General features: G+C 68.5%; 27 protein-coding genes and 5 pseudogenes. 8 read left to right on the forward strand and 24 right to left on the reverse strand.

The window, feature by feature from the left end; translation table 11 throughout:
- Positions 1–3 precede the first annotated feature (3 nt).
- The 4 genes from NRF20_RS37840 to NRF20_RS37855 are packed head-to-tail and all read right to left on the reverse strand — an operon-like array spanning position 4 to position 6,060.
- Positions 4–879: a carbohydrate ABC transporter permease gene (locus NRF20_RS37840; RefSeq protein WP_398630808.1), complete on the reverse strand. Its 876-nt coding sequence runs from the start codon at positions 877–879 to the stop codon at positions 4–6.
- The gene (locus NRF20_RS37845) at positions 876–1,838 is read right to left on the reverse strand and encodes a carbohydrate ABC transporter permease (RefSeq protein WP_398630809.1); all 963 of its coding nucleotides are present in this window, start codon (positions 1,836–1,838) and stop codon (positions 876–878) included. Before NRF20_RS37845 ends, NRF20_RS37840 begins: the two co-directional genes overlap by 4 nt.
- The gene (locus NRF20_RS37850) at positions 1,835–3,142 is read right to left on the reverse strand and encodes an extracellular solute-binding protein (protein WP_398630810.1); all 1,308 of its coding nucleotides are present in this window, start codon (positions 3,140–3,142) and stop codon (positions 1,835–1,837) included. The genes NRF20_RS37845 and NRF20_RS37850 overlap by 4 nt, the downstream gene beginning before the upstream one ends.
- The gene (locus NRF20_RS37855; protein WP_398630811.1) at positions 3,139–6,060 is read right to left on the reverse strand and encodes a family 78 glycoside hydrolase catalytic domain; all 2,922 of its coding nucleotides are present in this window, start codon (positions 6,058–6,060) and stop codon (positions 3,139–3,141) included. The genes NRF20_RS37850 and NRF20_RS37855 overlap by 4 nt, the downstream gene beginning before the upstream one ends.
- Before the next feature lie 500 nt (positions 6,061–6,560).
- Here NRF20_RS37855 and NRF20_RS37860 point away from each other — a divergent pair.
- Positions 6,561–6,734: pseudogene (locus NRF20_RS37860) on the forward strand (PhoD-like phosphatase N-terminal domain-containing protein); the annotation flags it as partial.
- Positions 6,735–6,830: 96 nt separating this feature from the next.
- On the opposite strand, the pseudogene NRF20_RS37865 reads toward NRF20_RS37860, so the two are convergent.
- The 4 genes and pseudogenes from NRF20_RS37865 to NRF20_RS37880 all read right to left on the reverse strand — a co-directional run.
- Positions 6,831–6,929, reverse strand: a pseudogene (locus NRF20_RS37865) (cellulose binding domain-containing protein); the annotation flags it as partial.
- Positions 6,930–7,419: 490 nt separating this feature from the next.
- Entirely contained in the window at positions 7,420–7,845 is a 426-nt protein-coding gene (locus NRF20_RS37870) for a cupredoxin domain-containing protein (protein WP_413754029.1), read from the reverse strand.
- 4 nt (positions 7,846–7,849) lie between these two features.
- On the reverse strand, positions 7,850–8,131 hold the full coding sequence (locus tag NRF20_RS37875; RefSeq protein WP_413754647.1) for a hypothetical protein: 282 nt from the start codon (positions 8,129–8,131) through the stop codon (positions 7,850–7,852).
- A 54-nt stretch (positions 8,132–8,185) separates the two neighbouring features.
- Positions 8,186–8,260: pseudogene (locus tag NRF20_RS37880) on the reverse strand (hypothetical protein); the annotation flags it as partial.
- On the opposite strand from NRF20_RS37880, the gene NRF20_RS37885 reads away from it, so the two are divergent.
- Positions 8,229–8,498, forward strand: a complete 270-nt coding sequence (locus tag NRF20_RS37885; RefSeq protein ID WP_398630814.1) for a hypothetical protein — start codon at positions 8,229–8,231, stop codon at positions 8,496–8,498. The pseudogene NRF20_RS37880 and the gene NRF20_RS37885 sit on opposite strands and share 32 nt — an antisense overlap.
- A 268-nt stretch (positions 8,499–8,766) precedes the next feature.
- The gene (locus NRF20_RS37890; protein ID WP_398630815.1) at positions 8,767–9,162 is read left to right on the forward strand and encodes an SSI family serine proteinase inhibitor; all 396 of its coding nucleotides are present in this window, start codon (positions 8,767–8,769) and stop codon (positions 9,160–9,162) included.
- 38 nt (positions 9,163–9,200) lie between these two features.
- Here the strand turns inward: NRF20_RS37890 and NRF20_RS37895 are convergent, their stop codons facing one another.
- The 5 genes from NRF20_RS37895 to NRF20_RS37915 all read right to left on the reverse strand — a co-directional run bounded on the left by NRF20_RS37895 (position 9,201) and on the right by NRF20_RS37915 (position 13,662).
- Entirely contained in the window at positions 9,201–9,359 is a 159-nt protein-coding gene (locus tag NRF20_RS37895; protein WP_107451288.1) for a hypothetical protein, read from the reverse strand.
- A gap of 66 nt (positions 9,360–9,425) precedes the next feature.
- On the reverse strand, positions 9,426–10,376 hold the full coding sequence (locus tag NRF20_RS37900) for a cytochrome c oxidase assembly protein (RefSeq protein WP_093893406.1): 951 nt from the start codon (positions 10,374–10,376) through the stop codon (positions 9,426–9,428).
- A gap of 112 nt (positions 10,377–10,488) precedes the next feature.
- Positions 10,489–11,517, reverse strand: coding sequence for a 6-phosphofructokinase (locus NRF20_RS37905; protein WP_413754030.1), 1,029 nt, complete (start codon positions 11,515–11,517; stop codon positions 10,489–10,491).
- Positions 11,518–11,660: 143 nt separating this feature from the next.
- Positions 11,661–12,389 (reverse strand): type 1 glutamine amidotransferase, encoded by a 729-nt coding sequence (locus tag NRF20_RS37910; protein WP_093893408.1) that lies wholly within the window; start codon positions 12,387–12,389, stop codon positions 11,661–11,663.
- Positions 12,390–12,423: 34 nt separating this feature from the next.
- The gene (locus tag NRF20_RS37915; RefSeq protein ID WP_398630816.1) at positions 12,424–13,662 is read right to left on the reverse strand and encodes a MurT ligase domain-containing protein; all 1,239 of its coding nucleotides are present in this window, start codon (positions 13,660–13,662) and stop codon (positions 12,424–12,426) included.
- Between the two features lie 114 nt (positions 13,663–13,776).
- On the opposite strand from NRF20_RS37915, the gene def reads away from it, so the two are divergent.
- Positions 13,777–14,322 carry a peptide deformylase gene (gene def, locus NRF20_RS37920; RefSeq protein ID WP_398630817.1) on the forward strand — a complete coding sequence of 182 codons (546 nt, stop codon included), beginning with the start codon at positions 13,777–13,779 and terminating at the stop codon, positions 14,320–14,322.
- A 12-nt stretch (positions 14,323–14,334) separates the two neighbouring features.
- Here the strand turns inward: def and NRF20_RS37925 are convergent, their stop codons facing one another.
- Positions 14,335–14,985: a TetR family transcriptional regulator gene (locus NRF20_RS37925; RefSeq protein ID WP_398630818.1), complete on the reverse strand. Its 651-nt coding sequence runs from the start codon at positions 14,983–14,985 to the stop codon at positions 14,335–14,337.
- Between the two features lie 173 nt (positions 14,986–15,158).
- On the opposite strand from NRF20_RS37925, the gene NRF20_RS37930 reads away from it, so the two are divergent.
- Positions 15,159–16,385: an acyl-CoA dehydrogenase family protein gene (locus tag NRF20_RS37930; RefSeq protein WP_266363770.1), complete on the forward strand. Its 1,227-nt coding sequence runs from the start codon at positions 15,159–15,161 to the stop codon at positions 16,383–16,385.
- A 147-nt stretch (positions 16,386–16,532) separates the two neighbouring features.
- Here NRF20_RS37930 and NRF20_RS37935 read toward each other — a convergent pair whose 3' ends face one another.
- The 3 genes from NRF20_RS37935 to NRF20_RS37945 form a co-directional block, all read right to left on the reverse strand.
- Positions 16,533–17,021 carry a glutathione peroxidase gene (locus NRF20_RS37935; protein ID WP_413754031.1) on the reverse strand — a complete coding sequence of 163 codons (489 nt, stop codon included), beginning with the start codon at positions 17,019–17,021 and terminating at the stop codon, positions 16,533–16,535.
- Between the two features lie 98 nt (positions 17,022–17,119).
- Positions 17,120–17,686: a GNAT family N-acetyltransferase gene (locus NRF20_RS37940; protein ID WP_413754032.1), complete on the reverse strand. Its 567-nt coding sequence runs from the start codon at positions 17,684–17,686 to the stop codon at positions 17,120–17,122.
- 30 nt (positions 17,687–17,716) lie between these two features.
- Positions 17,717–18,337 (reverse strand): helix-turn-helix domain-containing protein, encoded by a 621-nt coding sequence (locus NRF20_RS37945; protein WP_413754033.1) that lies wholly within the window; start codon positions 18,335–18,337, stop codon positions 17,717–17,719.
- Between the two features lie 120 nt (positions 18,338–18,457).
- Here NRF20_RS37945 and NRF20_RS37950 point away from each other — a divergent pair, with 120 nt between their 5' ends.
- Positions 18,458–18,895, forward strand: coding sequence for a hypothetical protein (locus NRF20_RS37950; RefSeq protein ID WP_413754034.1), 438 nt, complete (start codon positions 18,458–18,460; stop codon positions 18,893–18,895).
- A gap of 15 nt (positions 18,896–18,910) precedes the next feature.
- On the opposite strand, the gene NRF20_RS37955 is transcribed toward NRF20_RS37950, so the two are convergent.
- The 4 genes and pseudogenes from NRF20_RS37955 to NRF20_RS37970 form a co-directional block, all read right to left on the reverse strand.
- Complete coding sequence (locus NRF20_RS37955) at positions 18,911–20,296, reverse strand: chloride channel protein (RefSeq protein ID WP_413754035.1); 1,386 nt, start codon at positions 20,294–20,296, stop codon at positions 18,911–18,913.
- A 55-nt stretch (positions 20,297–20,351) separates the two neighbouring features.
- Positions 20,352–20,554, reverse strand: a pseudogene (locus NRF20_RS37960) (DUF2252 family protein); the annotation flags it as partial.
- A gap of 112 nt (positions 20,555–20,666) precedes the next feature.
- Positions 20,667–21,598 (reverse strand): annotated as a pseudogene (locus NRF20_RS37965) (DUF389 domain-containing protein).
- Positions 21,599–21,952: 354 nt separating this feature from the next.
- On the reverse strand, positions 21,953–22,927 hold the full coding sequence (locus NRF20_RS37970) for a ParB N-terminal domain-containing protein (protein ID WP_398630898.1): 975 nt from the start codon (positions 22,925–22,927) through the stop codon (positions 21,953–21,955).
- On the opposite strand from NRF20_RS37970, the gene NRF20_RS37975 reads away from it, so the two are divergent.
- Positions 22,877–23,047 carry a hypothetical protein gene (locus NRF20_RS37975; protein ID WP_398630902.1) on the forward strand — a complete coding sequence of 57 codons (171 nt, stop codon included), beginning with the start codon at positions 22,877–22,879 and terminating at the stop codon, positions 23,045–23,047. The two genes, NRF20_RS37970 and NRF20_RS37975, sit on opposite strands and share 51 nt — an antisense overlap.
- A 62-nt stretch (positions 23,048–23,109) precedes the next feature.
- Here the strand turns inward: NRF20_RS37975 and NRF20_RS37980 are convergent, their stop codons facing one another.
- Positions 23,110–23,289: a hypothetical protein gene (locus NRF20_RS37980; RefSeq protein WP_398630824.1), complete on the reverse strand. Its 180-nt coding sequence runs from the start codon at positions 23,287–23,289 to the stop codon at positions 23,110–23,112.
- A 102-nt stretch (positions 23,290–23,391) separates the two neighbouring features.
- Positions 23,392–23,610 (reverse strand): hypothetical protein, encoded by a 219-nt coding sequence (locus NRF20_RS37985; protein WP_413754036.1) that lies wholly within the window; start codon positions 23,608–23,610, stop codon positions 23,392–23,394.
- 335 nt (positions 23,611–23,945) lie between these two features.
- Between NRF20_RS37985 and NRF20_RS37990 the strand changes: the two genes are divergently transcribed.
- On the forward strand, positions 23,946–24,974 hold the full coding sequence (locus NRF20_RS37990; RefSeq protein ID WP_413754037.1) for a helix-turn-helix transcriptional regulator: 1,029 nt from the start codon (positions 23,946–23,948) through the stop codon (positions 24,972–24,974).
- 298 nt (positions 24,975–25,272) lie between these two features.
- On the opposite strand, the gene NRF20_RS37995 is transcribed toward NRF20_RS37990, so the two are convergent.
- Positions 25,273–25,656 (reverse strand): hypothetical protein, encoded by a 384-nt coding sequence (locus NRF20_RS37995; RefSeq protein WP_413754038.1) that lies wholly within the window; start codon positions 25,654–25,656, stop codon positions 25,273–25,275.
- Positions 25,657–25,687 lie beyond the last annotated feature (31 nt).

A 25,687-nucleotide genomic window follows, 5' to 3' on the forward strand; every position in this document is an offset into this window, starting at 1 on the left:
CCCTCAGCCCTTGAGACCGCCCGCGAAGCCCTTGATCACATATCGCTGGAGGACCACGAACACCACCAGGATCGGCAGGGCGGCCAGCACCAGTCCGGCGAAGACGAGTCCGTAGTCGGAGACGTACTGGCCGACGAACGCGAACACACCGACGGGCACGGTCTCCTTGTCGGAACCGCCCAGGTACAGCAGTGGGGTGAAGAAGTCGTTCCAGATGAACACGGCGTTCAGGATGATCACGGTGCCGGTGATGGGGCGCAGCAGAGGGAAGACGATCCGGGTGAACGCCTGCCGGTGGTTGCAGCCGTCGATGAGCGCGGCCTGTGCGTAGTCCTGCGGCAGGGCCCGGATGAATCCGGTGTAGAGGAAGACGGTGAACGGCAGTTGGATGCCCGTGTAGAAGAGCACCATGCCCTGGTAAGTGCCGAGCCAGCCCAGATCGTCGACCAGTCTGTAGAGCGGGATCATGCCGAGCTGGAAGGGCAGCACGATGCCCAGCAGGAACAGGATGTACAGGCCGTAGCCGATGCCGCGGGCGCGACGCGCGAGGTAGTAGGCCCCCGTGGAACCCAGGACGACGAGGATCAGCAGACTGACAGCGGTGATGACCGTGCTGTTGAGCAGGGCGGGCCCCAGCGACGCGGAGGACCAGGCGTTGCCGAAGTTGGCGAAGGTGGGTGGGGAGGGCAGCGAGAGGGGCGAGTCGGAGATCTGCTGGGGGTCCTTCATCGCCAGGGTGATCAGGGCGTACACCGGGAACAGGAACACGACGGCGACCGCGATCATGACAAGTTCGAGGGCGTACCGCCCGAACCGTGGCCTGCGGCCCCTGTGTTCGGATTTCCCTTTCGCGGGTCCGCGGGACGTTTCGGTGATCACGCGGTGACCTCCCTCGCGCGCAGACAGCGGAGCTGGACCAGGGAGACCGCGGCGACGAACAGCGCGAGGACGAGGGCGACGGCGGTGCTGTAGCCGAACTTCCCGTAGACGAACGCTTCCTTGTACAGCACGGTCGACAGGGTCTCGCTGGAGGTGCCGGGGCCGCCGTTGGTGGCGGCGTAGACCTGGTCGAAGAGCTTGAGACCGCCGATGGTCGACAGCATCAGGTTGATCGTCAGAGCCGGGGCCAGCAGCGGCCAGGTGACATGGCGGAAGCGCTGCCAGGAGCCGGCGCCGTCGATTCTCGCGGCCTCGTGCAGTTCGGCGGGTACGCCCTGCAGGCCGGCGAGGAAGACGACCATCGAGTATCCGGCGTACTGCCATACGACCATCGCCGCGACGGACCACAGGGCGAGCGAGGGATCGCCGAGCCAGTCCTGACGCAGACCGCCGAGTCCGACCGCGCCGAGGACACCGTTGAGGCCTGCGCCGTTCTCGGGGTTGTAGACGTACTTCCACAGGATCGCGACCATGACGGGGCTGACGACGGCGGGCGCGAAGAAGATCAGCCGCAGCAGCGCACGGGACTTGATCTCGGCGTGGACGCCGAGCGCGAGCAGCAGGCCGACGCCGTTCTGGACGACGACCACGGCGACGGTGAGCAGCAGTGTGTTGCTGACGGACCCCAGTGCCCGGCTGTCGTCGAGCAGGGTCCGGAAGTTGTTCAGGCCGGTGAAGGAGAAGCCGCCGATGCCGGACCAGTCGGTGAAGGCGTACATCACCCCGGCGAGGCTCGGGTACAGGACGACGACGCCGTAGACGACGAGCGCCGGAATTACGAAGATCCACGGTGGGACCGTGTGATCGCGGGCCCGGACCGGGCGGCCGGAGCCGGTCCGCGGCCCGCCTCCGGCCTTGCCGACCGTGCCGGTGGCGGCCTTCTCGGACGTGGTCGTCACGATTTCTTCCCGTAGGCCTCGTCCATCTGTCCCAGGGCGCCGTCGACGTCCGTCTTTCCTGCGAGCAGGTTCTGTACGGCGGCGAAATGGGCGGGCTGCACCTCGGCGTTGGGCCAGCTCTGGTCCATGAAGGGGACGGCCCGGTTGTCGTCGATGATGGGCAGGAAGTCATTGAGGACGGGGTCGATCTTGGTGGACGCATCGCGCTTGAACGGGATCGCGGCAACGGACTGCGCCCAGCGGTCGACGTTCTCCTGCTTCCCGAGGAACTCGATGAACGCCTTCGCCCCTGCTGCCTTCTTGGACCGTGCGGAGACGCCGAGGCCGACGACGATGCCTGCCGGGATCCACAGGTTCGAGGCGTCGTCACCGCCGGGGAACGGGAACATGCCGAGGTCGTCGGGTGCCCGGGTGGCCTGACGGAAGTTGGCGAGCACGGCGGAGACCTGGACAGCCATCGCCGCCTTGCCACTTGCGACCATGGATGTCTGCTGCTCGTACGTCGTTCCGTTGGGGTTTTCGTTGAAGAACCCCCGGCGCTGCAACTCCTGGTACTTGCCCATCGCGTCGGCCCACCCGGAGCCGCGGAAGTGCGCCCGCCCGGCGGCCATCTCGGCGTCGAAACCGGGGTTCTTCGCGTAGACGGCATTGGGGACCAGCGCGTAGGTGATCAGTTGGGTCACCCAGGGAGTCTGCGCGCCGAGCGCGATCGGTATCACGCCCTTGGCCTTCAACTTTGCGCAGACGTCGAGGAGTTCACTCCACGTCTTCGGGGGCTCGACGCCGGCCTCGGCGAAGGCCTTCTTGTTGTAGATGGCGCCGATGGCGCTGCTTCCTGCCGAATACAGATGCGTCTTGCCCTTGTACCGGTACGCGGGGTGGAAGTTCGCCGGGACTTCCTTGGACCATGCCTGGTCGCCGAGGTCGGCGAGCAGCCCGGCCCTGGCCAGCTCGACCATGGACATGGCGCTGCCACTGCCGGGATAGAGCACATGCACATCGGGGGCGTTGCCACCCGCGAGCTGGGTGCGCACCACTGTCTGTACCTGGTCCGTGGGCGCGAAGGAGGTGGAGAACTCGTCGTCGGGGTGGGACTTGCGGTACAGCGCGACGAGTTCCTCGATCGGCTTCTGCTGGTCGGCGACGCCGACGATGCGCAGCTTGCCGGAGCCGCTGCTCGAATCGGAGCAGGCGGTCAGTGCGGGGGGAAGGGCGGCGAGCGCCGCGACCCCACCGCCGATACGGAGAAATCCCCGGCGGCCGACCGCGCTCCGGCCCGGCCGGCTGTGAGAACCCGTCGTCATGGTGTGTCCTCCTCGTGCGAACGAGCGGGCGATGGTTTCGCCGCCGGTCCTGATGTGCGTCGGCTCGGGGTGAGCGATGGCTCGGGCCGGTCCGCCACAGATGTACCGGCGTGGCCGTCTGCCGGTGGATGAGTCGCGGTGAAGCGGTAGGTGCCGCAGGACACGCGGTAGAGAACGTGGTCGGAGGCGGTCGCGAGCAGCGTGATGTGGCGGTCGTCGGCCCTCGGGGCCACGCCCGATTCGCGGATCGAGCGGGGGTCCGTGGTGGGCACGTACACATCGGCGGTGGAGCCGGGCGGTACCAGTACGCGCAGGGCGAGCCGGTCGCCGTGCCTCTCCCAGGTCACCTCGACGGTGCCGCGGACCGATTCGTGGCGGGCGCTCGCGTGGCGCAGGGCACCGGGGCGGGGCCGTATCCGCAGGTGCCGGTATCCGGTGGAGTCCGGCGCCTGATCGAGGCCGGCGACACCGCGGTAGAGCCATTCGCCGATCGAGCCGAGCGCGTAGTGGTTGAAGGAGTTCATCGAGGGCGCGCGGAACCCGGTATCGGGGGTCCACCCGTCCCAGCGCTCCCAGATCGTGGTGGCGCCGTGCCGCAGCGGAAACCGCCACGACGGCACTTCGTCACGGTTCAGGAGCGCATGGGCGAGGTCGGCCCGCCCATGGGCGTCGAGGACGGGCGCGGCGAGCGCGACCCCGAGGAATCCGGTCAGGAGGGCGGGTCCGGCCGACTCGACGATTTCGGCGAGGCGGTGTGCGGCGGAATCGACGAGGTCCGCGGGCAGCAACTCGAAGGCGAGGGCGACGAGATAGCCGGTCTGGGTGTCCCCTGCGATACGCGCGGCAGGAGGTGCGGCAGCGGCATTCTCGACGGTGACGAAGTGCTCGGCGAACGTGCGACGAATGTCGTCGGCCAGCCGGTGGTAGTGATCCGCGACGTCCTTCTGACCCAGGGCATCGGCAGCCTTCGCGGTGAGGCGGGCACTGTGCGCGAAGCAGGCCGTGGCGATGACATCGCGCGGGGTGGGGGTGCCGGGGGCGAGCCAGTCGGAGAAGTGCGGACCCACCCGCCTGCGCCAGACCAGATCCGTGTTATGACGGTGAATCAGATCCACCCAGGTGCGCATTCCCTCCAGTGCCCGGGCGAGGAACCGCGGGTCGTCGTAGGCGCGGTAGAGGTGCCACGGGATGATCACACCCGCGTCGCCCCAGCCGGGCGCGCCTTGGTCACAGACCCCCACGAGGCGCGGGGCCACATTGGTGAAGCCGCCGTCGGGTGTGCGGGCGTCATCGATGTCGCGCAGCCACTTGGTGAAGAACGCGGCGACGTCCGCGTTGAGCGTGGCCGTGGGCAGGAAGACCTGCGCGTCGGCCAGCCAGCCGAGCCGCTCGTCACGCTGCGGACAGTCCGTGGGCACACTGACGAAGTTTGAGCGCTGCCCCCACACCACACACTCGTGGAGCCGACGGAGCTCGGCGTCCGAGCAGTCGAACTCCCCGGCCCACGGGGTGTCGCTGTGCAGCGCCACAGCAACGACATCGGACTCGGTCAGCTCCGGGACTCCACTGATCTCGGCGTATCGGAACCCGTGATAGGTGAAACGCGGCTCGAACACGATGTCCTGGCGCCCGTCCCCGACGAGCACATCGGTCGCGGCGGCGGTCCGCAGATTGGCCGTGTACAACTGGTTCGGCTCGTCCAGCACCTCGGCATGGCGGATCACCACCCGTGCCCCGGCGGCGAGTTCACCGACCCGGAGCCGTACGCGCCCGGCGAGGTTCTGGCCGAAGTCGACGATGTGGATATCCGGGGAGATACGCCTGACCGAGCACGGGCGCAGCTCGGCCATCGCCCGCACGGGCTCGTCGACGGACGCCACGAGCAGATGGTGGTCCGCCCCCGCGATCAGGGCCGGGGACCAGCCGGTGTCGTCGAAGCCCGGCAGTTCCCAGCCGTCGGCCGCGTGCCGCAGGTCATGACACTCGCCCATCAGCAGATCCGCGTGACGGATGACTCCCGTGCTGGTGCGCCACGTCTCGTCGGTGACGATCGCAGTACTGCGGCCGTCCGGACCGGTGAGGTGAAGTTCGGCCAGGAACTGGGGGAACGAACCGTAGTGCGCTCCGGCCCTGCGCGGCTCGAAGCCGACGAATCCGCTCCACCAGCCGTCGGCGACGGTCGCGGCAAGAACGTTCTCACCCTCACGCAGCAACTCGGACACGTCATAGGTCTGGTACTGGACGCGACAGTGGTAATCGGTCCAGCCGGGGGCGAGTTCGGCGTCGCCGACCCGTGCGCCGTTGAGCCGGACCTCGTACAGACCGCGCGCGCTGACAAGCAGCCGGGCGTGCGTGCCGGGCGAGCCGGTAAAGGTGCGGCGCAGGACGGGGCACGGGGCGAGCCCGTGGTCGTCGAGGGCGAATTCGCCCTCGGTGGGTGCGTCCATGACGTCGACCGGATGCGGGTCGTGGGTGATCCACGACGCCCGCCACGCCCCGGCATCGGTGAAGGCCGTCTCGAACCAGGACGTGGCCTCGGCGGGCACCGCCGTTCCGGCCGGCCATACGGAGACCCGCCAGTGATAGCGGGTACGGCCCAGGAGAGCGGGTCCGGCGTACTCCACGGCAGCTGCATGGGGATCCGCCACCCGGCCTGTGTCCCACAGGAGTTGACCGCCCCCGTCCAGCTCCTCGGGGCGTTCGGCGACACGGACCCGGTAGGCCACGGGATCGTCGCCACGGCGGTCGGACGCCAGCCGCCAGGAGAGCCGGGGCGCGGGTTCATCGATCCCCAGCGGAGTGGTGCGGTGCTCGCATCGCAGACCGTACGGCCGCAGCGTCCGGTCTTCGGGACGTCCGGCCGCCGTTCCTTCGGCGGGGCGGTGGGCGGGCACATCCGCTGCCGAGGGACCGGACACGAGCACGTCCTTCCGTCGCACCGATTTTCCCGATGTGAAATCTAACGTTAATTCTGTGGCGTGGAGACTATGAGCCCCCCTGAGGGGTGTCAAGGGTGTTGCCGACCCGTCCTCAGTCGCCTCGGGAAATGGTCGATGTCTCCCCAACTAACCGCCTGTGAACGGTATTGCGACCACCGGAGCGCGGTCTTGTGGCGCGTGATTCCCCTGTGATATCCAGCCTGTGATTACCACATGGGTGGACGTGAAATTACGCGCCGATCCCACCTCGTACCGCACGGGATCCCGTCCGACGAAGGGACGAGATTCATGCAAATGAACAGTGGGTCAGGCGGCACCGGAGGGTTCGGCAGACGGGCGTTGCTCGGCGGGACGGTCGGGATGGCCCTCGCCGCGGCCGGCCTGTCGGCGGGCAACGCCTGAGGTGGCGCCCCCTTCCACGACAGCCCGTTCGCCCTGGGAGTCCATGGCCGGACGGATGCGTGCTGTGGACCCGCCTCGTGCCCCAGCCCCTCGCCCCCGACGGGGCCGGAGGCATGGCGCCGTACTCCGTCGACGTCCAGTGGGAGGTCGCCCGCGACGAACGCTTCCGATCCGTCGTACGCCGGGAACGGGCCCGCGCAGTGCCCGAACTCGCCCATTCCGTCGACGTCGAGGTATCCGGGCTGCAGCCGGGCAGGCACTACTACTACCGCTTCCGTGCCGGCGGTGTGCACAGCCCCGTCGGCCGCATGGGAGCAGCCGATGACCGCGTAGTCGTACGCGGTGGAGAAGGTGCTCGCACCGGTCTCGGGCGTGAACCAGTACCGCACCTTCACCGTGGACGGATCCACCGTGGTGGATCCGGTGTTGACCAGTTGCAGGCCCATCCGGATCTGGTTGTCGGTGGCGGAGGAATCGGTGTTCTTGTACTGGACCCTGAGGGTGCCGTTCCCGGTGCCGCCGCCCTGGTCGGTCGTGGCCGGGACTGCCGCGGAAGCCGCCGAGACATTGCCGGCAGTGTCCCGCGCCTTGAGCGTGTAGCTGTACGCGGTCGAGGCCGTCAGGCCCGTGTCCGCGTAGGAGGTCGACGCGGTGGAACCCACCTGAACTCCCGCCCGGTACACGTCGTACGCGGTCACAGCGGTGTCGTCGGTCGACGCCGTCCACGGCGGCCTTTGTGTGCAAGTCTTGATTGTGGGAGCGCTCCCAAGGTGGCGTGGTGATGCGCACCTGGCAAGAGTCAAATCACCACTGCTTTACGGATTCGTTAACGTCACGCCCTGTCGAACGTTCGGCCCGCGGCACACAACTGCTGGTGACACGAGGTGCGCCCGGGGCCGCAGCCGTGTGTTGTGCCCGCGCGGGATTCCGTGCGCGTCATCGGACAGTGAGTGAACCCTTCATGTAAGGGTGAATGGTGCAGATGTATGGGTACGTGCCGGCCTTGGCCGGTGCGGTGAAGGTGACCGTCTGCCCTGCCGCGACATCGCCGGTGTCGAACGCCTTGCTGCCGGTCGCGGTCACGGTGTGGCGTGCCGCGTCCTCGTTGACGACGGTGACCGGCGTGCCCGGGGCGACCGTCAGACGGGCCGGCTTGAACGCGAAGTCCTTGATCGTGATCAGCGCCTTGCCGGCGGGGGAGGGCGAAGGGGGCGGGGTGGGCGAGGAGGAAGTGGGTGGTGTGACGCTGGAGGACGACGAGCTGCCGCCACGACTGTTCGAACAGCCGACGAGAGCGGTCGTGCAGACGATCGCGGCGGCCACGGTGATACCTGCCCGGCCGGGCAGAAGCAGAGCGCGCATGATGTCAGTGACCGCCACCGCTGGTCGGCTGAGCCGGGCTCGGTTGCGGAGTGCCGGACTTCGCCCTGTCCGTGACCTCGTTGCCGGATGTGTCGAGTACGTACCACTCGGCACCGGAATCGTTCACCTTCTGGCCGTTGATGCCACCGACTTTCTTGTCATCCGCGAAGTAGTAAAGCGGGTGCCCGTTGTACGTGACCTCCCTGCTGCCGTCGCTGTGCTTCGTCGTACCCAGCAGACCGGCCTTCACGCCCTCGCCGGCGACCGGCTCGCCGCTGACGATCACGGGTGGCCACTCCTTGGCGCATTCGCCCGAGCAGGTCGACCGGGACGTGGTGTCGGCCTCCCAGAGGTAGAGGGTCCGGCCCTCCCCGTCGACCAGGATGGTCCCGAGCGGGCTGGACGCGGAGGCCACGGTCGCCGACGCGGAGACCGATTCCGACGGGGAGGCCGAGGGGGAGGAGCTCTCCGATGCCGTCGGGATGCTCGCACCGGCGGATTTCGACGCCGCCGACTTCGTACCGCTGCTGTTCGAACACCCGCAGACGGCCGAGGCGAACAGTCCCACCGCGCTCGCGGCAGAGGCTGTCCTCCAATGGTTCCCCATCACAAGAGCTCCCCGGATCCGTGCCGTCGCTCCGGCGGCACTGTGACCCCGAACGCTAAGGGACCCGCGACGGGGGAGAGGGCAGGCGCTCTGGGTGACCCGCCGGTCGAATCCGTCCGGGTGCAGAGCACCCGCCGGACGGTACTCCAGCCGGACCCGCCGACCGACTCCGGAGGATGGGATCCGCGGCGCGGCTCCTTGCCCGGTGCGAACTTGAAAGATCATCTTGCCGGGTTCCCGAATGCGGGCCGCCCAGGACGACCGAGACGTACCCGGTCCATCCCCGGGACGCCCCGAGCCATAGGAGTTCTCCGATGCGCCTGCGCGCCGCTCTCGCCGCCGCTGCCCTGCTCACTCTCACCGTCGCGGTGCCTGCCGCGGCCGCCGAGTCCAATGACCCGGTTCCGGACCGCGGGCTCCTCCTCACCGTCTCGGGCAGCGAGAACACCTGGATCCGTGGCGTCGCACTGTTCTGCCCGCCCGCTCCGGACGCCCATCACCCCCATGCGGCCGCCGCCTGCGCGGCGATCGACCGGGCGGAAGGTGATCTGGACGCCCTGCCCGGCAGCCCGCGCCTGTGCATCGAGGGGTACGACCCGGTGACGGCCACCGCCACCGGCAACTGGGACGGGCGCCCCGTCAGCTGGCAACGGACGTTCCCCAACGCCTGCGTGATGGACACGGTCACCGGACCGGTCTTCCGCTTCTGAATGAACCCGGCCGGCCCGATCCGGGTGACCCACCCGGCTCAGGACTCGCGCGTCGCAGCCATCCCCAGGGTGATCAGACCGAGCACCACCCATCCGAACCAGAGCCAGCCGCTGCTCCCCAGCGCCACCGTGTAGCCGGTGACCGCCACCAGGGCCGCCACGGTGATCACTCCCATGGTCTTCGTGGATCCGGACATGCCCGCACCCTCCTCATCGGCCACGCGGCCGTGGATGCCATCGTCACCCCGGAGGCATGCCCACCGCTACTGCCCGCGCGCCTGCAACGAGGCGAGATAGGCGTTGTACGCCTGCAGCTCCTGGTCCCCGTCCCGTTCGGCCGCCCGGTCGGAGCGCTTCGCCGTCCTCTGCTCGGAGCGGTACCACTGGAAGACCAGCGCGATCAGCACCAGCACCGACGGGATCTCGCTGAATGCCCAGGCGATACCGCCCGCCCAGTTCTGATCGCTCAGAGCGTCGATGCCGAGCGAGGCCGGCGGGTTCTTGTACGTCTCCACCATCGGGGATGTCGCCATCATCAGCGCGATACCGAAGAACGCGTGGAACGGCATCCCCGCGAACAGCTCCAGCATCCGCATCACATAGCCGGGCCGGTGCGGCCCCGGGTCGACGCCCATGATCGGCCAGAAGAACACCAGACCGACCGCGAGGAAGTGCACCATCATCGCGATGTGCCCGGTCTTCGAACCCATCAGGAAGTCGAAGAGGGGGGTGAAGTACAGCGCGTACAAGCTGGCGATGAAGAGTGGAATCGTGAAGACCGGATGCGTGATGATCTTCATGTACCGGCTGTGCAGCAACATGAGCAGCAGCTCGCGCGGGCCGGTGCGGTCACGCCCCGCGACCGGGAGCGCACGCAGCGCCAGAGTCACCGGAGCGCCCAGCAGCAGCAGGATCGGTGACAGCATGCTGATCACCATGTGCTGCACCATGTGCACGCTGAACATGACCATGCCGTAGTCGTTCAGCTTGGTGCACATCACCAGGGCGATGGACAGCACGCCGACGACGAAGAAGACGATCCGGCCGGCCGGCCAGCTGTCCCCGCGTCTGCGCAGCCGCAGCACGGCGTACCCGTACAGGCCGATGGCGAGCACGCAGCCGATGAGAAAGAACGGGTCCGCGGAGAATTGGAGCCCACGTCCCAGCGTGAACGGCGGCAGATCCATGTTCATGCCGTGCCCGCTGTGATCCATCTGTTCACTCCCGCTGGGGACATCCCCGTTTCGTGCCGGTTGTCCCGACCAGAGTAGAACTGCCCCCGGCCGCAGCTGCGGCCGGGGGCAGTTCGTCGGACAGGGGTGTCGCTCAGAGCACGCATTCCGCCTCGGCGTAGCGCTCGGCCGGGACCGTCTTGAGGGTCTCCACGGCCTCACTCAGCGGCACCATCGCGATGTCCGTGCCGCGCAGCGCCGTCATCATGCCGAATTCGCCGCGGTGCGCGGCCTCCACCGCGTGCCAGCCGAAACGGGTGGCAAGAACACGGTCGTACGCGGTCGGGGTGCCGCCGCGCTGCACATGGCCGAGGATCACCGGGCGGGCTTCCTTGCCCAGGCGCTGCTCCAGCTCGACGGAGAGCTGCGTGGCCACGCCGGCGAACCGCTCGTGCCCGTAGATGTCCTTGGTGCCCTGCTCGAATTCCATGGAGCCGCCCTGGCGCGGCTTGGCGCCCTCGGCGACGACGACGATCGCGAACTTCTTGCCGGCCGAGAAGCGCTTGCCGACCAGCTCGGTCAGCTCGTCGATGTCGAAGGGACGCTCCGGCACGACGATGGCGTGCGCACCGGCCGCCATGCCCGAGTGCAGGGCGATCCAGCCGGTGTGGCGGCCCATGACCTCGACGATCAGCACCCGCTGGTGAGATTCGGCGGTGGTCTTCAGCCGGTCGAGGGCCTCGGTGGCGACACCGACGGCGGTGTCGAAGCCGAAGGTCACATCGGTGGAGGCGATGTCGTTGTCGATCGTCTTCGGTACGCCGACGATCGACAGGCCCGCCTCGGAGAGCAGATTGGCCGCCTTGAGAGTGCCCTCGCCGCCGATGGGGATGATCGCGTCGAGACCGAGGTCGGCGACATGGCCCCGGGCCTGTTCGACGCCACCCCGCAGATGGGCGGGCTGGACCCGGGAGGAGCCGAGGATCGTACCGCCGCGGGCGAGAATGCCGCCGACCGCGTCGAGGTCGAGCTTGCGGTAGTCACACTCGAGGAGACCCTTCCACCCGTCGTGGAAGCCGATGACCTCGTCGCCGTGGTCGACCACCGCGCGATGCACGACGGAACGGATGACGGCGTTGAGGCCGGGGCAGTCGCCGCCGGAGGTGAGCACACCAATTCGCATTGCCCGGGAAACCTTTGCAACGTGGGCCGACGACCGGACCACGTCGTCCGGTTGGATCCCCGCCACCCTACCGGCGCAGGGTGGCGGGGCCGAACCGGGCGTCCGCCTGCTGGACGCCGCTCAGCTGAGCGAAATGTGCCTCATCAGGCGGGCTGGGTCGCCGAGGCGATGCGCTCTGCGCGCAGCGCCTCGTACCAGCGGTCGTCCGTCGGCGGCAGGGCGTTGACATCGAGTGCGAGCTTCAGCAGCAGATCCGCGATCAGCGGGTTGCGCGCCATCACGGGCCCGTGCATGTACGTACCGAAGACGGTGTCGTTGTACGCACCCTCGGTGCCGTCGCCGGTGCCGTTGCCGCCGCCGAACTGCACCCGGGCGAACGGCCGTGCCGTCGGGCCGAGATGGGTGATGCCCTGGTGGTTCTCGAAACCGGTCAGCGGCGGCAGGCCGAGGCGCGGGTCGATGTCGGCCAGTACGTCACCGACGCACCGGGCCCCCTCACCGCGGGTGGAGACCACGTCGAGCAGCCCGAGACCGGGCTCGCGCTCACCCAGGTCGTTGATGAACTCATGGCCGAGGATCTGGTACCCGGCGCAGACCGAGAAGATGATCGCGCCGTTGGACGCGGCCCGGCTGAGCCCGCCGTCGCGGCGCAGCCGCTCCGCGGCGAGGCGCTGCGGCCGGTCCTCACCGCCGCCGATCAGATAGATGTCGCCGGACGTCGGGACCGGCTGGTCGCTGCGGACGTCGACGCGCTGCACATCGAGACCGCGCTGGCGGGCCCGGCGCTCCACCACGAGCGCATTGCCCTGGTCGCCGTAGGTGCTGAGGAGGTCGGGGTAGACCCAGACCAGACGCAGACCGTTGTTGCTCATGCTTCGTCCTCTCCGGAGGTGGCCGGGGCCGGGGTCAGTTGCCGACACGACGGCGCAGATCCTGGAAGGCGGTGTAGTTGGCAATGACCTCGATGCGGCCGGGCGGGGCCTGCTGCACGGCCTCGTCGAGGTTCTCGCAGACCCGGAAGCCGAGACCGGCGACCTCGAGGCGGACCGCGAGGTCCAGCTTGCGGTCGCCGAGCACGAAGATCGGGTGACCGGCGAGCTGGGTGTAGTCCACGTCCCACAGCCAGGAGGTGTCCGTGCCGTCCGCGCCACGGGCGTTGACGGAGAGGATCACGGGGGTGGGCGGCGGGTCGATCAGGGAAAACGTTTCGAGCCAGCCCGCCGGGTTCTTCGCCAGCAGCAGCCGCAGCTCACGGCCGAGGAAGCTGACCACGTCGTAGCGGCCCGCGACGGCTTGCACCTGGTACATGCGCTCCAGCGCGACCTGCGGCGGCACACCGAAGACGGCGGCCACGGCGGCGGAGCTGGTGGCGTTGGCCTTGTTGGCGCGGCCGGGCAGCTGGAGGTGGATCGGCCACGCCGAACCGTGCGGGTCCAGGACGTAGTCGCCGTGCAGCACCCAGCTGGGGGCGGGGCGGCGGAATCCGCACTCGCCGCAGAACCAGTCGTCGCCGGGACGCTGCATCACACCGCCGCAGGACGGGCAGGACCAGGCGTCGTCCTTCCACGCCTGGCCGGCCGCGACCCACACCACATTGGGGGAGGAGGACGCCGCCCAGACGATCAGCGGGTCGTCGGCGTTGGCGACGATCACGGCCTTCGAGCCGGACAGCCCCTCACGCCACTTCTCCGCGAGCATCCGGGTCTCCGCGGCGCGGTCCAGCTGGTCGCGGGAGAGGTTGAGCAGCGCGATCACCTTGGGCGTCGTGTCGCGAGCGACCCCGGCGAGGTACTTCTCGTCGACCTCTATCACGCCGTACTTCGCGTCCGAGCCGCCTGCCAGCGCCGAGGTGATGCCCGCCGGCATGTTCGCCCCGAGCGCATTCGACACGACCGGGCCCGCAGCCCGCAGTGCCTCGGCGATGAGCCGGGTCGTCGTCGTCTTGCCGTTCGTCGCCGACACGAGGATCACGTCCAGGTGCTGCGCCAGCCGCCCCAGCAGGTCGGGGTCGAGCTTGAGTGCCACCCGGCCGCCGATCACCGATCCGCTGCCGCGCCCCGCAGCGCGCGACACCGCTGCCGCGGCCTTACCCGCCGTCACGGCCAGCTTGGCCCGCGGCGACAGCGGCTCCGTGTTGCCTGCCATCGTCCTAGATCCTCCTTGCATCGGTCCGCGCCCAGCCTATCGATGTCCGGCGCGGCGACCGCACCGCGGCACCGCCGGGGAGGTGGAGGTCACGTGGAACGTACGATTGCCTCCATGCGAAACCGCCCGATCCCCGGCAGTTCCGGACTGATTCGTGCCATGAGTCTGCTCGGTGATCCGGTGCTGCACGGTGCCTGCGAACCCGTCACGGACTTCGGTCCCTCGCTCGCCCGCCTCGTCGAGGACATGTACGCCACCATGTACGCGGCCCAGGGGGTCGGGCTCGCGGCCAATCAGGTCGGAGTTCCGCTGCGGGTGTTCGTCTACGACTGCCCGGACGACGACGACGTCCGTCACCTCGGGCATCTCGTCAACCCGAAGCTGGTCGAGGCGGACGGCATCACCGTACGCGGCCCGGAGGGCTGTCTTTCGCTGCCCGGCATCGAGGCCGGCACCCCGCGCTTCGACCGTGCCGTCGTCGAGGGCGTGACGGTCGAGGGCGAGCCGGTACGGGTCACCGGCACCGGCTTCTTCGCCCGTTGTCTGCAGCACGAGTGCGACCACCTCGAAGGCACGGTGTACACGGACCGGCTGACCGGGCTGCGCCGGGCGAGAGCGCTGCGCGCGGCCCGCCGGGCGCACTGGGCGTCGGGCGGCTGACCGCACAGACCCTCAGAATCCCGGGCCGCCGGGCCGGTCGCCCGCTTCGGCCAGCCTGCCCCACAGCAGATCTGCCAGGCTGCGCACCAACTGCTCGCGGGAGCAAGGGCGTTCCCCCAGCCACCAGTCGCCCGCGGCGTGCATCATGCCGACGATGCCGTGGCCCCAGATGCGGGCCATGGCCTCGCTGTCCGGGCCCAGGTCCACCCGCTCGGCGATCACGAGGGCGAGCTCCTCGCCGAGCCGGCGCAGCAGCGGTGCGGAATGCCTTCCGACGTCGAAGCCCTGTTCGGTCGAGGGTGCCGAGTCGTCGGACGGGTGCATCAGGAAGCGGTAGACCTGCGGCCGGGCCTCGATCGCCGCGAGATAGGTGTCGAGCGTCGACTCCACGCGCCGGCGGCGCTCGGCGGGTGCGTCGAGCGCGGCCCGCAGAGCGATGAGCAGGGCATCGGTGTGGCGCTTGGCGAGGGCGCGGTAGAGGCCGCCCTTGTCGCCGAAGTGCCGGTAGAGGATGGGCTTGGTGATTCCGGCCTCCGCCGCGATGGCGTTCATCGAGGCCCCCGGGCCGTCCCTGAGCACCACGCGGTCGGCGGCCTCGAGCAGCTCGCGGCGGCGGCTCTCGGTCGCTGTCCGCTGGCGCTCGGCCTGTCGTGTGGTCTCCATGTCGCCTCTCCCCACCCCTGGCCATGCAATTGCGTCCTGCCTGCGCAACGTAACACCCTGCCCTGCGGGGTGCGGATCGGCACCCGGGTGGTTGACACAGGCTACTTGTCGGTAACAGACTGGGGTTACCGCAAGTAACGAGTGGTTTTTCAGGGCAGTACGTGGAGGGGAACATGGCCGAGTTCACGCTCGAACTCAACGATGACCAGAAGCAGGTCCGTGACTGGCTTCACGGCTTCGCCGCGGATGTGATCCGACCGGCGGCTTCGGAGTGGGACGAGCGTGAGGAAACACCCTGGCCCGTCATCCAGGAGGCGGCCAAGGTCGGCATCTACTCCCTCGACTTCTATGCCCAGCAGTTCTTCGACCCGACGGGCCTCGGCATCCCGATGGCGATGGAGGAGCTCTTCTGGGGGGACGCGGGCATCGCCCTGTCGATCGTCGGTACGGGCCTGGCGGCCGTGGGCGTCCTCGCCAACGGCACCGAGGAGCAGATCGGCACCTGGATCCCGCAGATGTACGGCGACGCCGACGATGTAAAGGTCGCCGCCTTCTGCTCCTCCGAGCCGGACGCGGGTTCCGACGTCGCCTCGATGCGCACCCGCGCGGTGTACGACCAGGCCAAGGACGAGTGGGTGCTGAACGGCACCAAGACCTGGGCGACCAACGGCGGCATCGCGGGCGTCCATGTCGTCGTCGCCGTGGTCGACGCGGAGCTCGGCTCCAAGGGACACGCCTCGTTCATCGTGCCGCCGAACACCCCCGGCCTCTCCCAGGGCCAGAAGTTCAAGAAGCACGGCATCCGTGCCTCGCACACCGCCGAGGTCGTCCTCGAGGACGTCCGTGTGCCCGGCCACTGCCTGCTCGGCGGCAAGGAGAAGCTCGATCAGCGCCTGGCGCGGGCCCGCGAGCGCGCCGCGTCCGGTGGCGAGCGGGTGAAGAACGCGGCGATGGCAACCTTCGAGGCCTCCCGCCCCGCGGTCGGCGCCATGGCGGTCGGCACCGCCCGTGCGGCGTACGAGGTCGCGCTGGACTACGCGAAGACCCGCACCCAGTTCGGCCGGCCGATCATCGACAACCAGGGCATCGCCTTCCAGCTCGCCGACATGCGTACGCAGATCGACGCGGCCCGGCTGCTGGTCTGGCGCGCCTCCTGGATGGCGACCACCGGCAAGCCGTTCACCTCGGCCGAGGGTTCCATGTCCAAGCTGTACGCGAGCGAGACGGCGAAGAAGGTCACCGCGCAGGCCGTGCAGATCCTCGGCGGCAACGGTTTCACCCGTGAATACCCGGTGGAGCGGATGCACCGGGACGCGGCGATCTACACGATCTTCGAGGGCACGAGTGAGATCCAGCGCCTGGTGATCGCCCGCACCCTCTCGGGCATGCCGATCCGCTAGTGCGGGGCGGGGTGGTGGTGTGCACGGTTCACGCTCGTGCGGCCCGCACCCCGGCGCCGGCTGTCCTCGATCGCCGGGCGGGCTGAAATTCCGGCCCGTCCGGCGATCGAGCGCAAAGCGGCCGTCCGGTATTGAGGAGGGAACCGGTCAGGCGGGCAGCTGGGACTCGATGGCTGCGATGAGCTCCGGGGCCTCCGGCTCCGTGCGCGGGCGCAGGCGCGCGACCGGCTCGCCCGCAGGCGAGATGAGGAACTTCTCGAAGTTCCACTGGACGTCACCGGCCTCGCCGTCCTCGTCCGCGAGTCCGGTCAGCTCGGCATAGAGCGGGTGGCGCCCTTCTCCATTCACGTCGGTCTTCTCCAGCAGCGGGAAGCTGACACCGTACGTCGTCGAGCAGAAGGTCTGGATCTCCTCCGCGTTCCCCGGCTCCTGGCCGGCGAACTGGTTGCACGGCACGCCGAGCACGGTGAAGCCGCGGTCCGCGTACTCGTTCTGGAGTCGTTCCAGGCCCGCGTACTGCGGGGTGAGTCCGCACTTCGACGCGACGTTCACCAACAGGACCGCCCGGCCGCGGTAGTCGTCCAGGGAGGTGGGCTCGCCGGTGAGCGTGCGCAGCGGGATGTCGTACAGCGCCATGTGGTTCTCCTTGTGAGGGTGACTTCCACCGTCATTGTCACGCCCACAAGTTGATCGGCACGATCCCGATCGCCCGGATTCAGCCGAGAGGGTGTTGCCTACAAGAACGTGGACGGGCTCGTCGGCCGATCCGATGCTCCCTGCGCGAAGCCGACCACCTTGTAGTAGAGGGTTGTCGGCTTCAGGACCCCAGCCGGGTCACTGGCGTAGTCCGGAATCGATCCGCACTCCGCCCAGCCCGCCGAACGGTAGAGCCGTTCGGCAGGACTGCCGCTCTCGGTGTCCAGCATCAGCAGTGTGACTCCCGTGTCGGTGGCCGACCGCTCGGCGGCGGCGAGCAGCGACCTGCCGAGACCCTGGCCGCGGGCCGACGGACGGACCATCAGCTTGGCCACCTCCGCACGGTGACGGGCGTTCGGCAGCGGAGGCCGGACCAGGCCGATGGTCCCGGCCAGCCGTTCCGCATCCCGGGCGATCCAGACCTGAAGGTGTCCGGCATCGACGGCCCCGGCCCTCTCCCGCCACCAGGCGGCGGCCACGTCACGGTCCAGCGGTGCGAGAAATCCCACCGACGATCCGCCGTTCACGGTCTCCACCAGGAGGGCGGCCAACTCATCGGCGTAGGTGACCAGTTCGGGTCCGGAGACCGGGACGATCTCGGTCATGAGACGGGTCCTTTCACGGCTTCACAGCATTCACGGCAGGACGATCATCAGGGCGTAGCGGACCTGCTCGGGCCCCGGGCACTGGAAGCGCGAAGGGCCGCGCAGCCGGAAGCGCAGACAGTCGCCGCTGTGCAGGGTGTGCACGGTGCCGTCGACGGTGATCTCGACCGTCCCCTCCAGCACCCAGACATGCTGCTCCACACCCGGCACGGGCGCGTTCTCGTACGCGATGGCGGACCCGGCGCCGAGAGTGCCCTCGATGACCTCCGCGCGCAGACCGGTGTGCGGCGGCGAGACCGAGCGGCGTACGAAGCCCGATGCCTCGTCGCGCCACACCGGTTGCCGCGCGGCGGGAACCAGCTGCGGTGGTTCCGCCTCCACCTCCATCAGCAGCCGGGACATCGTCCGCTCGTAGACCGTGCACAACCTGCCGAGAAGGGAGGCGGCCGGGCTCAACTCGCCGCGCTCCAGCCGGGACAGCGTGGAGCGGCTCACCCCGCTGCGCCGGGAGAGCTCATCCAGCGACCAGCCGCGTTCGGTACGCAGTTCGCCCAGCCGCACGGCGAGCCGGGCGTCGATGGTGCCGGGCTCCGCCCCTTCGAATTCTCTCACAGCAGAGACAATATCCCTGATCGGAGAAGACTGTGTCATGGGTGACGGCCGGACGTGGTTGTTCTGCTGACCGGGTGCTGTCGTGTCACGCTTGTTCGGGGAGGTCCCGGCGGGCCCACTCGGGTCTGCCGGGTTGCTCTGCTACCCGAGGAGGCCGATATGGCCAGTGCCAGCACCGGGCCGAGTGTGGCGCGTGACGCCACCCCGAGTTCGCATCATCCCTTCCGGTACGGCTGGACCGTCTTTGCGGCGGTTCTGATGATCCTCGGCGGAGCGATGGCGATCTTTGAAGGGATCGCCGCGCTCGCCAAGGACAACGTCTTCGTCGCCACACGCAGCTATGTGTACCAGTTCAGCCTCACCGGCTGGGGCTGGATCCAGCTCATTCTGGGCATCCTCATAGTCCTCGCCGGCTGCGCGCTGTTCACCGGGGCCGCATGGGCACGCGACGTGGGCCTCGTGCTCGCAGGCCTGGGTGCACTCGCCAACTTCCTTTGGCTGCCCTTCTACCCGTTCTGGGCCATCGTGCTCGTCGCCATCAACGTCTTCATCCTCTGGGCGCTCTGCGCGGGTTCGCAGGAGGAGCAAAGGGCCTGAGGCGCGGCCTGCCCGTCATCCTCGATCCGGTCGGGAGCCGGCACCCGTCGGAGCGTCGGGTGCCGGGGGCAGGGCGGCCGATGACGGAGTGAGCCTGAGCGTGACGACATAGGAGACCACGACCGAGACGATCACCAGCGGCATGACGGTGAGGCCCTCGGACCCCAGCAGCAAGGTGGCCAGCAGCACCGAGGTCATCGGCAGCTTCAGCATCGCCACGCACATGGCACCGATGCCCATCGCGAAGCCCGACACCAGACTCAGTCCGGGGAGATGGGACAGCGCGAGCCCGCCCGCCGCCCCTACGAACATCGCCGGAAAGACGGGGCCTCCCCGGAAGCTGCTCAAGGACGCGCAGTACGCCAGCGCCTTGCACAGGGCGAGCACCAGGAGCGCGGCCACCGAGTAGCCCGCGCTCTGGGAGAGCAGCGGGCCGAGCGCGCTCTCCCCGGAGAACAGCACCCCGGATGCGTCCCTTCCCGTGCCCTGCGCGTACACGAACGCCACCAGGCCGACGACCAGGCCCATGACCATGGTGGCCACCACCGTCCGCCGCTCGACCCGAGCCTGAAGGAACAGGGCGAGCCGCTGAATGCCCACGCCGGTGATGGCTGCCGCGAGGCCCAGCACGACCGCCCAGCCGAACTGCGCGATGTCGGGCTCCTCGGCGTGGGGCACATGGTGGAGAGCCAGGGAGTACGTCCCCAGGCCGGTCCATGAGCCGAGACCGGTGAAGATGAGCGCTCCGATGCCGGCGGCGAGCAGTCCCGGCACCAGGACCATCCCGAGCAACATCCCGGCCAGCCCCGAGGCCTCCATCAGGAGAAAGGCGCCCAGGAGCGGAGACCCCAGCAGTGCGCTGATGGCGGCGAAGCTCCCCGCGGCTCCCACCACGGCACTCGCCTTGGGGCTGATGCCGGGCTTGACCAGACGCACCGCGTACACGGCCAGACCGCCGCCGAGCGCGATGAGCGGCGCCTCGGGACCGAGCACGGCGCCGACACCCAGCGAGGCGAGCGCCGCGAATGCGATGCCGGGCAACTCCACCGCCGAGGGCGCCCCTGTGTTCATGAGACCGTCGGCGGGTCGGTGGCCGCCCTTCCCGGGGAGGTGGCGGACGGTCAGCCCGACCAGCAGGCCGGCCACGGCGAGCAGCGGCACCGGCCACCAGGAGGGCGTGCCGGTGAAGCCCAGCGCCCTGGGCAGATCGTCGTAGGTGAGCGACTGGAGTCTGTCGACGAGAGCGAGGAACCCGAACGCCACCGCCGAGATCGGGATTCCGAGAAGCGCTGCCACCACGAGGAGCGTGGCGTAAGCGCGGGTGCGGATCAGTGTGAAGGGGTCCGGTGGCGCCGTGGTGGTGGCCGGCATGATCGTTGTCTCCTCAGCGTCGGAACCCATCTGGAACATGCTGTTCCGCAAGCGTCCACAAGGAGTTAGCACAATGCGGTCACACGAACAGCAGGTTCCGCTCGGGCGAGGCCAGCAGCTGGAAGTTCAGCAGGTGGGCGTCCCCGCACAGTTGGGCCCTGATCCCGGGGTCCCTGGTGCATGGCTGGAGCGTGGCGTGTCGCGCCGGGCCGCCTTGCCGCGAGCAGCTCGCTGTTCTGGTGTCGCGTGCGGTGCGGTGCGGAGGTTCGAGGTGGTGTTCTGGGGCATCCGAGACCCTCCTGGCTGCTCTGCACCGTGCGTCCTCCGTCCGATCATCGCGGGTCGGGCCGGTTCCGGCATCATCTGGACGGTTCGCGCATCACACTCCGTAATCGGTCCGCTACCGCCGAGTCGGCGGGTCGTGCCGGAGACCGACCCGCCGCCAGATCGCCCGCTGACATCTGAGCGCGGCCGTGCCCACCACGATCAGCACCGCGATGTTGACCAGCAGCTGGACGAGCGAGCCCCATGCCTCGGGCCAGCTCGTGAACGCGGTGGAGACGCTGACGTCCGCGGCGGCCGGGATGGTCGTGACCGAGATGAACACACCGAGCAGGGCGCTCGTTCTGGCCTCGGTGAGGGACACGATGCCGACGATGCCTGCCAGCGCAGCCACGGCGACCGAGAAGAAGTTGGGGGTGTTGATCAGGTTGGAGACGGGCCGCAGCCCCGCATCGAACGCGGCCGACTCCAGGCCGAAACCGCGGACCAGAAGACTGAAGAGAAAGGTGACGACGATTGTCAGCGCAAAGCCTGTGAACAGCGCCAGGAGCCCCCGCCGGATCCTGCTCCGGTCGCCCTGGTCGATACCCAGCGCGATGCTGACGATGGCACCGTACTCGGGGCCCACGACCATCGCCGCGACGATCAGGATCTGGGAGTTGGTGACGATCCCGACCGAACCGATGATCCCCGCGATGACGAGGTAGAGGTAGAAGCTCGGCGCGTACGTGCCCTCGGCGCGGATGCGTGCCTCCACCTGCTCCCAGACCGGTGCGCGGGTCAGTGGCCCGAGGTCCGGCCGGAGAAGGCAATGTCCACCGGTTCGATGTCGATGGAGCCGCGGTGGTCCAGGTGCAGTGCGCGCAGGCTGCGCAGGATTTCGTTGGCCGCGCCCGTCAGCACGTCGCAGGCGATGCCGTCGCCGTCCGGTTTGCGTACCGCACCCGGCTGGACGATCAGATTCAGCACACATGGATCATCGGCGAGCAGGACCACCACCTGGTCGGTCAGGTCCGGCGGGCTCACCGCGCGGACATGGATCATGTCCATCCTGAACCTCCACGAATCCCGCCCCGGTGCCGCCGGACGGACCCGGACCGGATGTGCCGGGTGGCCCCCCTTCCAGTAACACCGTAGGCGACACGTCCAGCGCCGCACCCAGTTGCGCAGTGTCTCGGTCGACCCGATGTTGAGCTTCGCGGCGACCGCCTTCAGCGCGCCGGACTCGATCGGGTAGTCCTTCAGGACCTCGGCACCATGCGCACCGCACGTCGCCGCAGCTCAAGTGGATAGGAGGAAGGTCGCGCCATGACTCCGACCCCTCCATGACATCGATTCTCTGTTCGACACGGGGTGGTTCAATACCTACCTCGCCCGGAAAGGGAGAAGAACTCTGCGCGGAATTTACGCGCTGAGCGACCCGTCATCTTCGCCCAGGTCGTGCATCTCCTCGACCTGCTGCACCAGATCTTCGGCAAGCCACCGCCACATCCCGGCGTATCCCTGAGCCAGCCGCGCCACAGACTCCTTGCAGTGCGCGGGCACCGTCTCGGCGATCTTCTGCCGGTCCCGGGTGATCAGTGTGCAGACGTCGAGCAGGCGCAGGAGGGAGCGCCCCGAGGCGTTGTGACGCAGCGAAGGGTCGCGGGTCAGCATGCCGGTGATCTTCCTGACGTCCTCCAGGGCCATGACCAGCGTCTTCTCATCGGCAACAGCACGCCGCCGTGTGGCCGGCAGCCGGGTGATGGTGGCCCCGGTCGCGGGCGCCCGGACCGGAACCGCTTCCGCCGCCGGCGTGTGTCTCCCGGCCTCCGCGGCCTGAGCCACGCGACCCCGTACGCCGCTCGGTACCGGGCTCTCGCCGCGCTGGATCCGGTTGCGCACGTCCGCGACGGTCGCCGGGGCCAGACCCACCTCCGCCGCGATCTGCCGCAGGGAGAAGCTGGGATTGTTCCGGATCAGCTCACCGGCTCGTTCCCGTCTGCGTGCGGAGTCGATGGGCCGGACCCGGCCGTCCCGCCCGACTCTGCTGTCGGACTGCGGCAGCGCCATCTCCTTGCGGAGCCGCGCGATCTTCTTCGGGGAGAGGCCGGCGACCGCCGCGACGGCCCGGTCGGACCACTGCGGATGCGAGGTGAAGATCCGCATCGCGGCAGCCGTCCGGTCGGTCGTGGACAGTGGGCGCCCGTGTGCGATGTTGGCTGCCACCGCAAGGAGCCGGGCGTCCTCCTGATCACCGTCGAAGAACCGCGCCGCGATGCGGTCCTCCCCCAGGAGCTCGACCACGCGCAACCGGTGGGCGCCGTCGATGACGGTCATGCTTGCGCGGTGCACGAGGATCGGCGGGAGCTCGTCGGCGGTCTCGGCGAGGATCCGGATGTGGTCGGCGTCTTCACCGTGTACCCGCGGGGAGAAACCAGTCCGAAGAAGTTCCACCGGGACTCGCTCAACGGGCAGTTCTTTGAGGATGGATTGCTGCAGCTTGATCAAATAATCTGAGTCTGCTCGGTCCACAGCCACTCCCATCGCACGAAGCCAGTCCGATTCACAAGTGGTTGACTTCACTGCCATCCATGGTCGTTCTCACCAGCCGAGGATGTCTCCGAGTAACCGGCAGTCGGCTGACCTTCCAGCGCTCGGGAGTCGGCGTACTCGACCTGCACGGCAAATCCGGTCGCCATCGCAAGAACACCGGTCAGAATCATGCTCCGAAAGACTTTGCGCGGAATCAGGCGGGACATCGGATACCCCTTCTCCTTGACTGGATCTCGCTGACACGCAAGAGATTGCCGTCAGCGCAAGGAGAAGAAAAGTAGGCAGGCGGGAGGTAAACCGGCCATGACCTACTCCGTCCACCCCTGCCCTCGGGCCGGGCCCGCCTCGATGTCAGGCCTGAACAAGGGGATCTCGGCACGAACCAGCTCCCAGGCCCGCAGTTCCGCGACGGCTGAGCTGGCATGGCACCACAGGGAAAGGGCCGCCGCCTCCGCCTCCTTCAGCGAGTCGGCATGCACGTAGAAGCCGACGATTGGGTGGGGCAGCGTACCCGGGTGCACGCTCACATGCTCGAATCCGTCCCGGCCGGCACAGGATCGGGCGATGGACTTCGCAGCCGAGGACGGTACTACTGCATCGGGCCAACGCGGCCGGAGAGATACGTGGACGAGAAACATAGATGTCCTTGCCATCCGAATGCCTGGTGCCGGACGATGCTATTCCGCAGCCGCCGGGCTGATCCCGGCCGCGGTCTGCGTGCCCTGAGAGTACACAGGTGGCCAACTGGGTACATATGAATCAACTCCGTTCAACTCCGGCAGCTTCTTGCTTTGTTGCAGCTTGATCTCATAAACTCAACCCCCCGTCGGGAATGTCTTGAATACATCAAAGCGGGGGCGGCGTGGTTGACACAGAGGCAATACATCCGGGTTCCCTGGGCTCACTCGGTTTGGAGCCGCTCATCGAGTCCGTCTACATCGCCCTGCTGGACAGAACGCAAGGCGTAGCTGATATCTGCCGCCGACTGGACCTGCCGGAGCACGTCGTCCGGGGCGCCCTCGACCGCCTCAGCGAGTTGGCCCTCGTACGCACGTCGGTCGAATCCCCCCATCATCTGTACGCGGTCAGTCCGCACGTGGGCATGGAGATCCTGATCGCTCAACAGCGCTCCGAACTCGCCAAACACCAGGAGAGGTTGGAAGCAGCGCAAGCCGCAGCAGCCAAGTTCATCCTGGACTACGACGGACGTCAGCCTCCCGGCGCCGACGGGGCCGAGGTCAAATACCTCGTAGGGCTGGACGCCATCCGTGACCATCTGACGGTCCTCAACGATCAAGTAGCCGAAGAACTCCTCACATTCGCGCCCGGCGGCCCGCAGAAGCGGGAGAACATGCAGGCGTCCCGGCCGCTCAACCAGCAACTGCTCAGGCGTGGCGTACAGATGCGCACGGTCTACCTGAACAGCATTCGGAACGACCGGCCCACCATGGATCACGCGCGCTGGCTGACCGAACAGGGATGCGAGGTACGCACCGTCCCGTCGCTGCCGAACCGGATGATCATCTACGACCGTAAACTCGCGATGATCGCCTCCAACGCCGACGATACCGCCGCCGGAGCTGTTCAAGTGAGCTCACCGGGGATGGTCACAGCGCTGCACAGTCTGTTCGAGAGCATGTGGCAGTCTGCGGAGCAGCTTGAGGCACCCGTGCACCCGGCCCCTGGAGAGCTGACCTGTCAGCAGGCCGAGGCGCTCAGACTTCTGGCGCTCGGCCACACCGACGAGGCCATCGCCAAGCGCCTCGCGGTGTCACCACGTACCGCCCGCCGCATTACATCCAGCCTCATGACCCACCTGGGCGCGCGCAGCCGTTTCCAGGCAGGGGTGCTCGCCATACAGCAGGGATTCCTCCCTTCTCCTACCGAGTGACGCCCCGAAAAGCTGGGCTGGATGTGCAGCGCCCTGGGGCCGGTGGCCCCAGGGCACGGGAGGAGGCCGGCCGGCGCCTGTCCGGGAGATGGCCGGGGCACTGTCGCTCGCGCCCTGGGTGCGGCGACGGACCGGGAAAGACCCGTCTCGGCCACCCATGTCCCGGTGATGTTCTCGTCGGCGTCCAAGTCCGGCCAAAGAACGCTCACGCCTGCTGTCCAAGTGGTTCCGGAATTCGCTTGAACAGCGGGATCGATATGCAACTATCCATTTTGGCAGGCAAGTTGAAGGATGGCTCTTATCGGGTCAACCTCTTTCCCACTCGGAGAGTTTGGTCGGCAAGGCGTAACCGGACGAGCCGAGGTTCGGGCCAGGGCGCGAACGGTCTCAGCCTCCGGGCGTTACTCGAGTAGATGCGCCCGCCCTTGGCGCCGTCGCCCAAAGAACGGCGCTCCCACTGGTCGCAGGTCTTCGCGTAGCGCAGCAGGTCGTCGGCGTGCTTGACGACCGGCTGGCGCGGCTTGCCCGGTTGGCCGTCGAGGGGGAGGTCGACCGGGACGCCGAACACGTACGGCACCGCATGGTCGGGGCGCCAGGCCCGAAGCTGCGGGTCGCGGCCGTAGCCGGGCATCCGCCGGCACCAGGAGAACGGCGCGTCGGCCGCGAGGGCGTGCCCGAGCATGGCGATGGCCAGCTCCGGCTTGGTGGCAAAG

This window comes from Streptomyces sp. R-74717 (assembly GCF_047305335.1).
In the GTDB taxonomy this organism is placed as follows: domain Bacteria; phylum Actinomycetota; class Actinomycetes; order Streptomycetales; family Streptomycetaceae; genus Streptomyces; species Streptomyces atratus.

What these genes read in the sequence shown, in the direction of transcription:
- NRF20_RS37850 (WP_398630810.1), bottom strand. Translation starts at nt 3,142, where the DNA reads ATGACGACGGGTTCTCACAGCCGGCCGGGCCGGAGCGCGGTCGGCCGC.
- NRF20_RS37870 (WP_413754029.1), bottom strand. Translation starts at nt 7,845, where the DNA reads ATGCGCGCTCTGCTTCTGCCCGGCCGGGCAGGTATCACCGTGGCCGCC.
- NRF20_RS37885 (WP_398630814.1), top strand. Translation starts at nt 8,229, where the DNA reads ATGGTCCCGAGCGGGCTGGACGCGGAGGCCACGGTCGCCGACGCGGAG.
- NRF20_RS37890 (WP_398630815.1), top strand. Translation starts at nt 8,767, where the DNA reads ATGCGCCTGCGCGCCGCTCTCGCCGCCGCTGCCCTGCTCACTCTCACC.
- NRF20_RS37895 (WP_107451288.1), bottom strand. Translation starts at nt 9,359, where the DNA reads ATGTCCGGATCCACGAAGACCATGGGAGTGATCACCGTGGCGGCCCTG.
- NRF20_RS37900 (WP_093893406.1), bottom strand. Translation starts at nt 10,376, where the DNA reads ATGGATCACAGCGGGCACGGCATGAACATGGATCTGCCGCCGTTCACG.
- NRF20_RS37905 (WP_413754030.1), bottom strand. Translation starts at nt 11,517, where the DNA reads ATGCGAATTGGTGTGCTCACCTCCGGCGGCGACTGCCCCGGCCTCAAC.
- NRF20_RS37910 (WP_093893408.1), bottom strand. Translation starts at nt 12,389, where the DNA reads ATGAGCAACAACGGTCTGCGTCTGGTCTGGGTCTACCCCGACCTCCTC.
- NRF20_RS37915 (WP_398630816.1), bottom strand. Translation starts at nt 13,662, where the DNA reads ATGGCAGGCAACACGGAGCCGCTGTCGCCGCGGGCCAAGCTGGCCGTG.
- def (WP_398630817.1), top strand. Translation starts at nt 13,777, where the DNA reads ATGCGAAACCGCCCGATCCCCGGCAGTTCCGGACTGATTCGTGCCATG.
- NRF20_RS37925 (WP_398630818.1), bottom strand. Translation starts at nt 14,985, where the DNA reads ATGGAGACCACACGACAGGCCGAGCGCCAGCGGACAGCGACCGAGAGC.
- NRF20_RS37930 (WP_266363770.1), top strand. Translation starts at nt 15,159, where the DNA reads ATGGCCGAGTTCACGCTCGAACTCAACGATGACCAGAAGCAGGTCCGT.
- NRF20_RS37935 (WP_413754031.1), bottom strand. Translation starts at nt 17,021, where the DNA reads ATGGCGCTGTACGACATCCCGCTGCGCACGCTCACCGGCGAGCCCACC.
- NRF20_RS37940 (WP_413754032.1), bottom strand. Translation starts at nt 17,686, where the DNA reads ATGACCGAGATCGTCCCGGTCTCCGGACCCGAACTGGTCACCTACGCC.
- NRF20_RS37945 (WP_413754033.1), bottom strand. Translation starts at nt 18,337, where the DNA reads ATGACACAGTCTTCTCCGATCAGGGATATTGTCTCTGCTGTGAGAGAA.
- NRF20_RS37950 (WP_413754034.1), top strand. Translation starts at nt 18,458, where the DNA reads ATGGCCAGTGCCAGCACCGGGCCGAGTGTGGCGCGTGACGCCACCCCG.
- NRF20_RS37955 (WP_413754035.1), bottom strand. Translation starts at nt 20,296, where the DNA reads ATGGGTTCCGACGCTGAGGAGACAACGATCATGCCGGCCACCACCACG.
- NRF20_RS37980 (WP_398630824.1), bottom strand. Translation starts at nt 23,289, where the DNA reads ATGTCCCGCCTGATTCCGCGCAAAGTCTTTCGGAGCATGATTCTGACC.
- NRF20_RS37995 (WP_413754038.1), bottom strand. Translation starts at nt 25,656, where the DNA reads ATGCTCGGGCACGCCCTCGCGGCCGACGCGCCGTTCTCCTGGTGCCGG.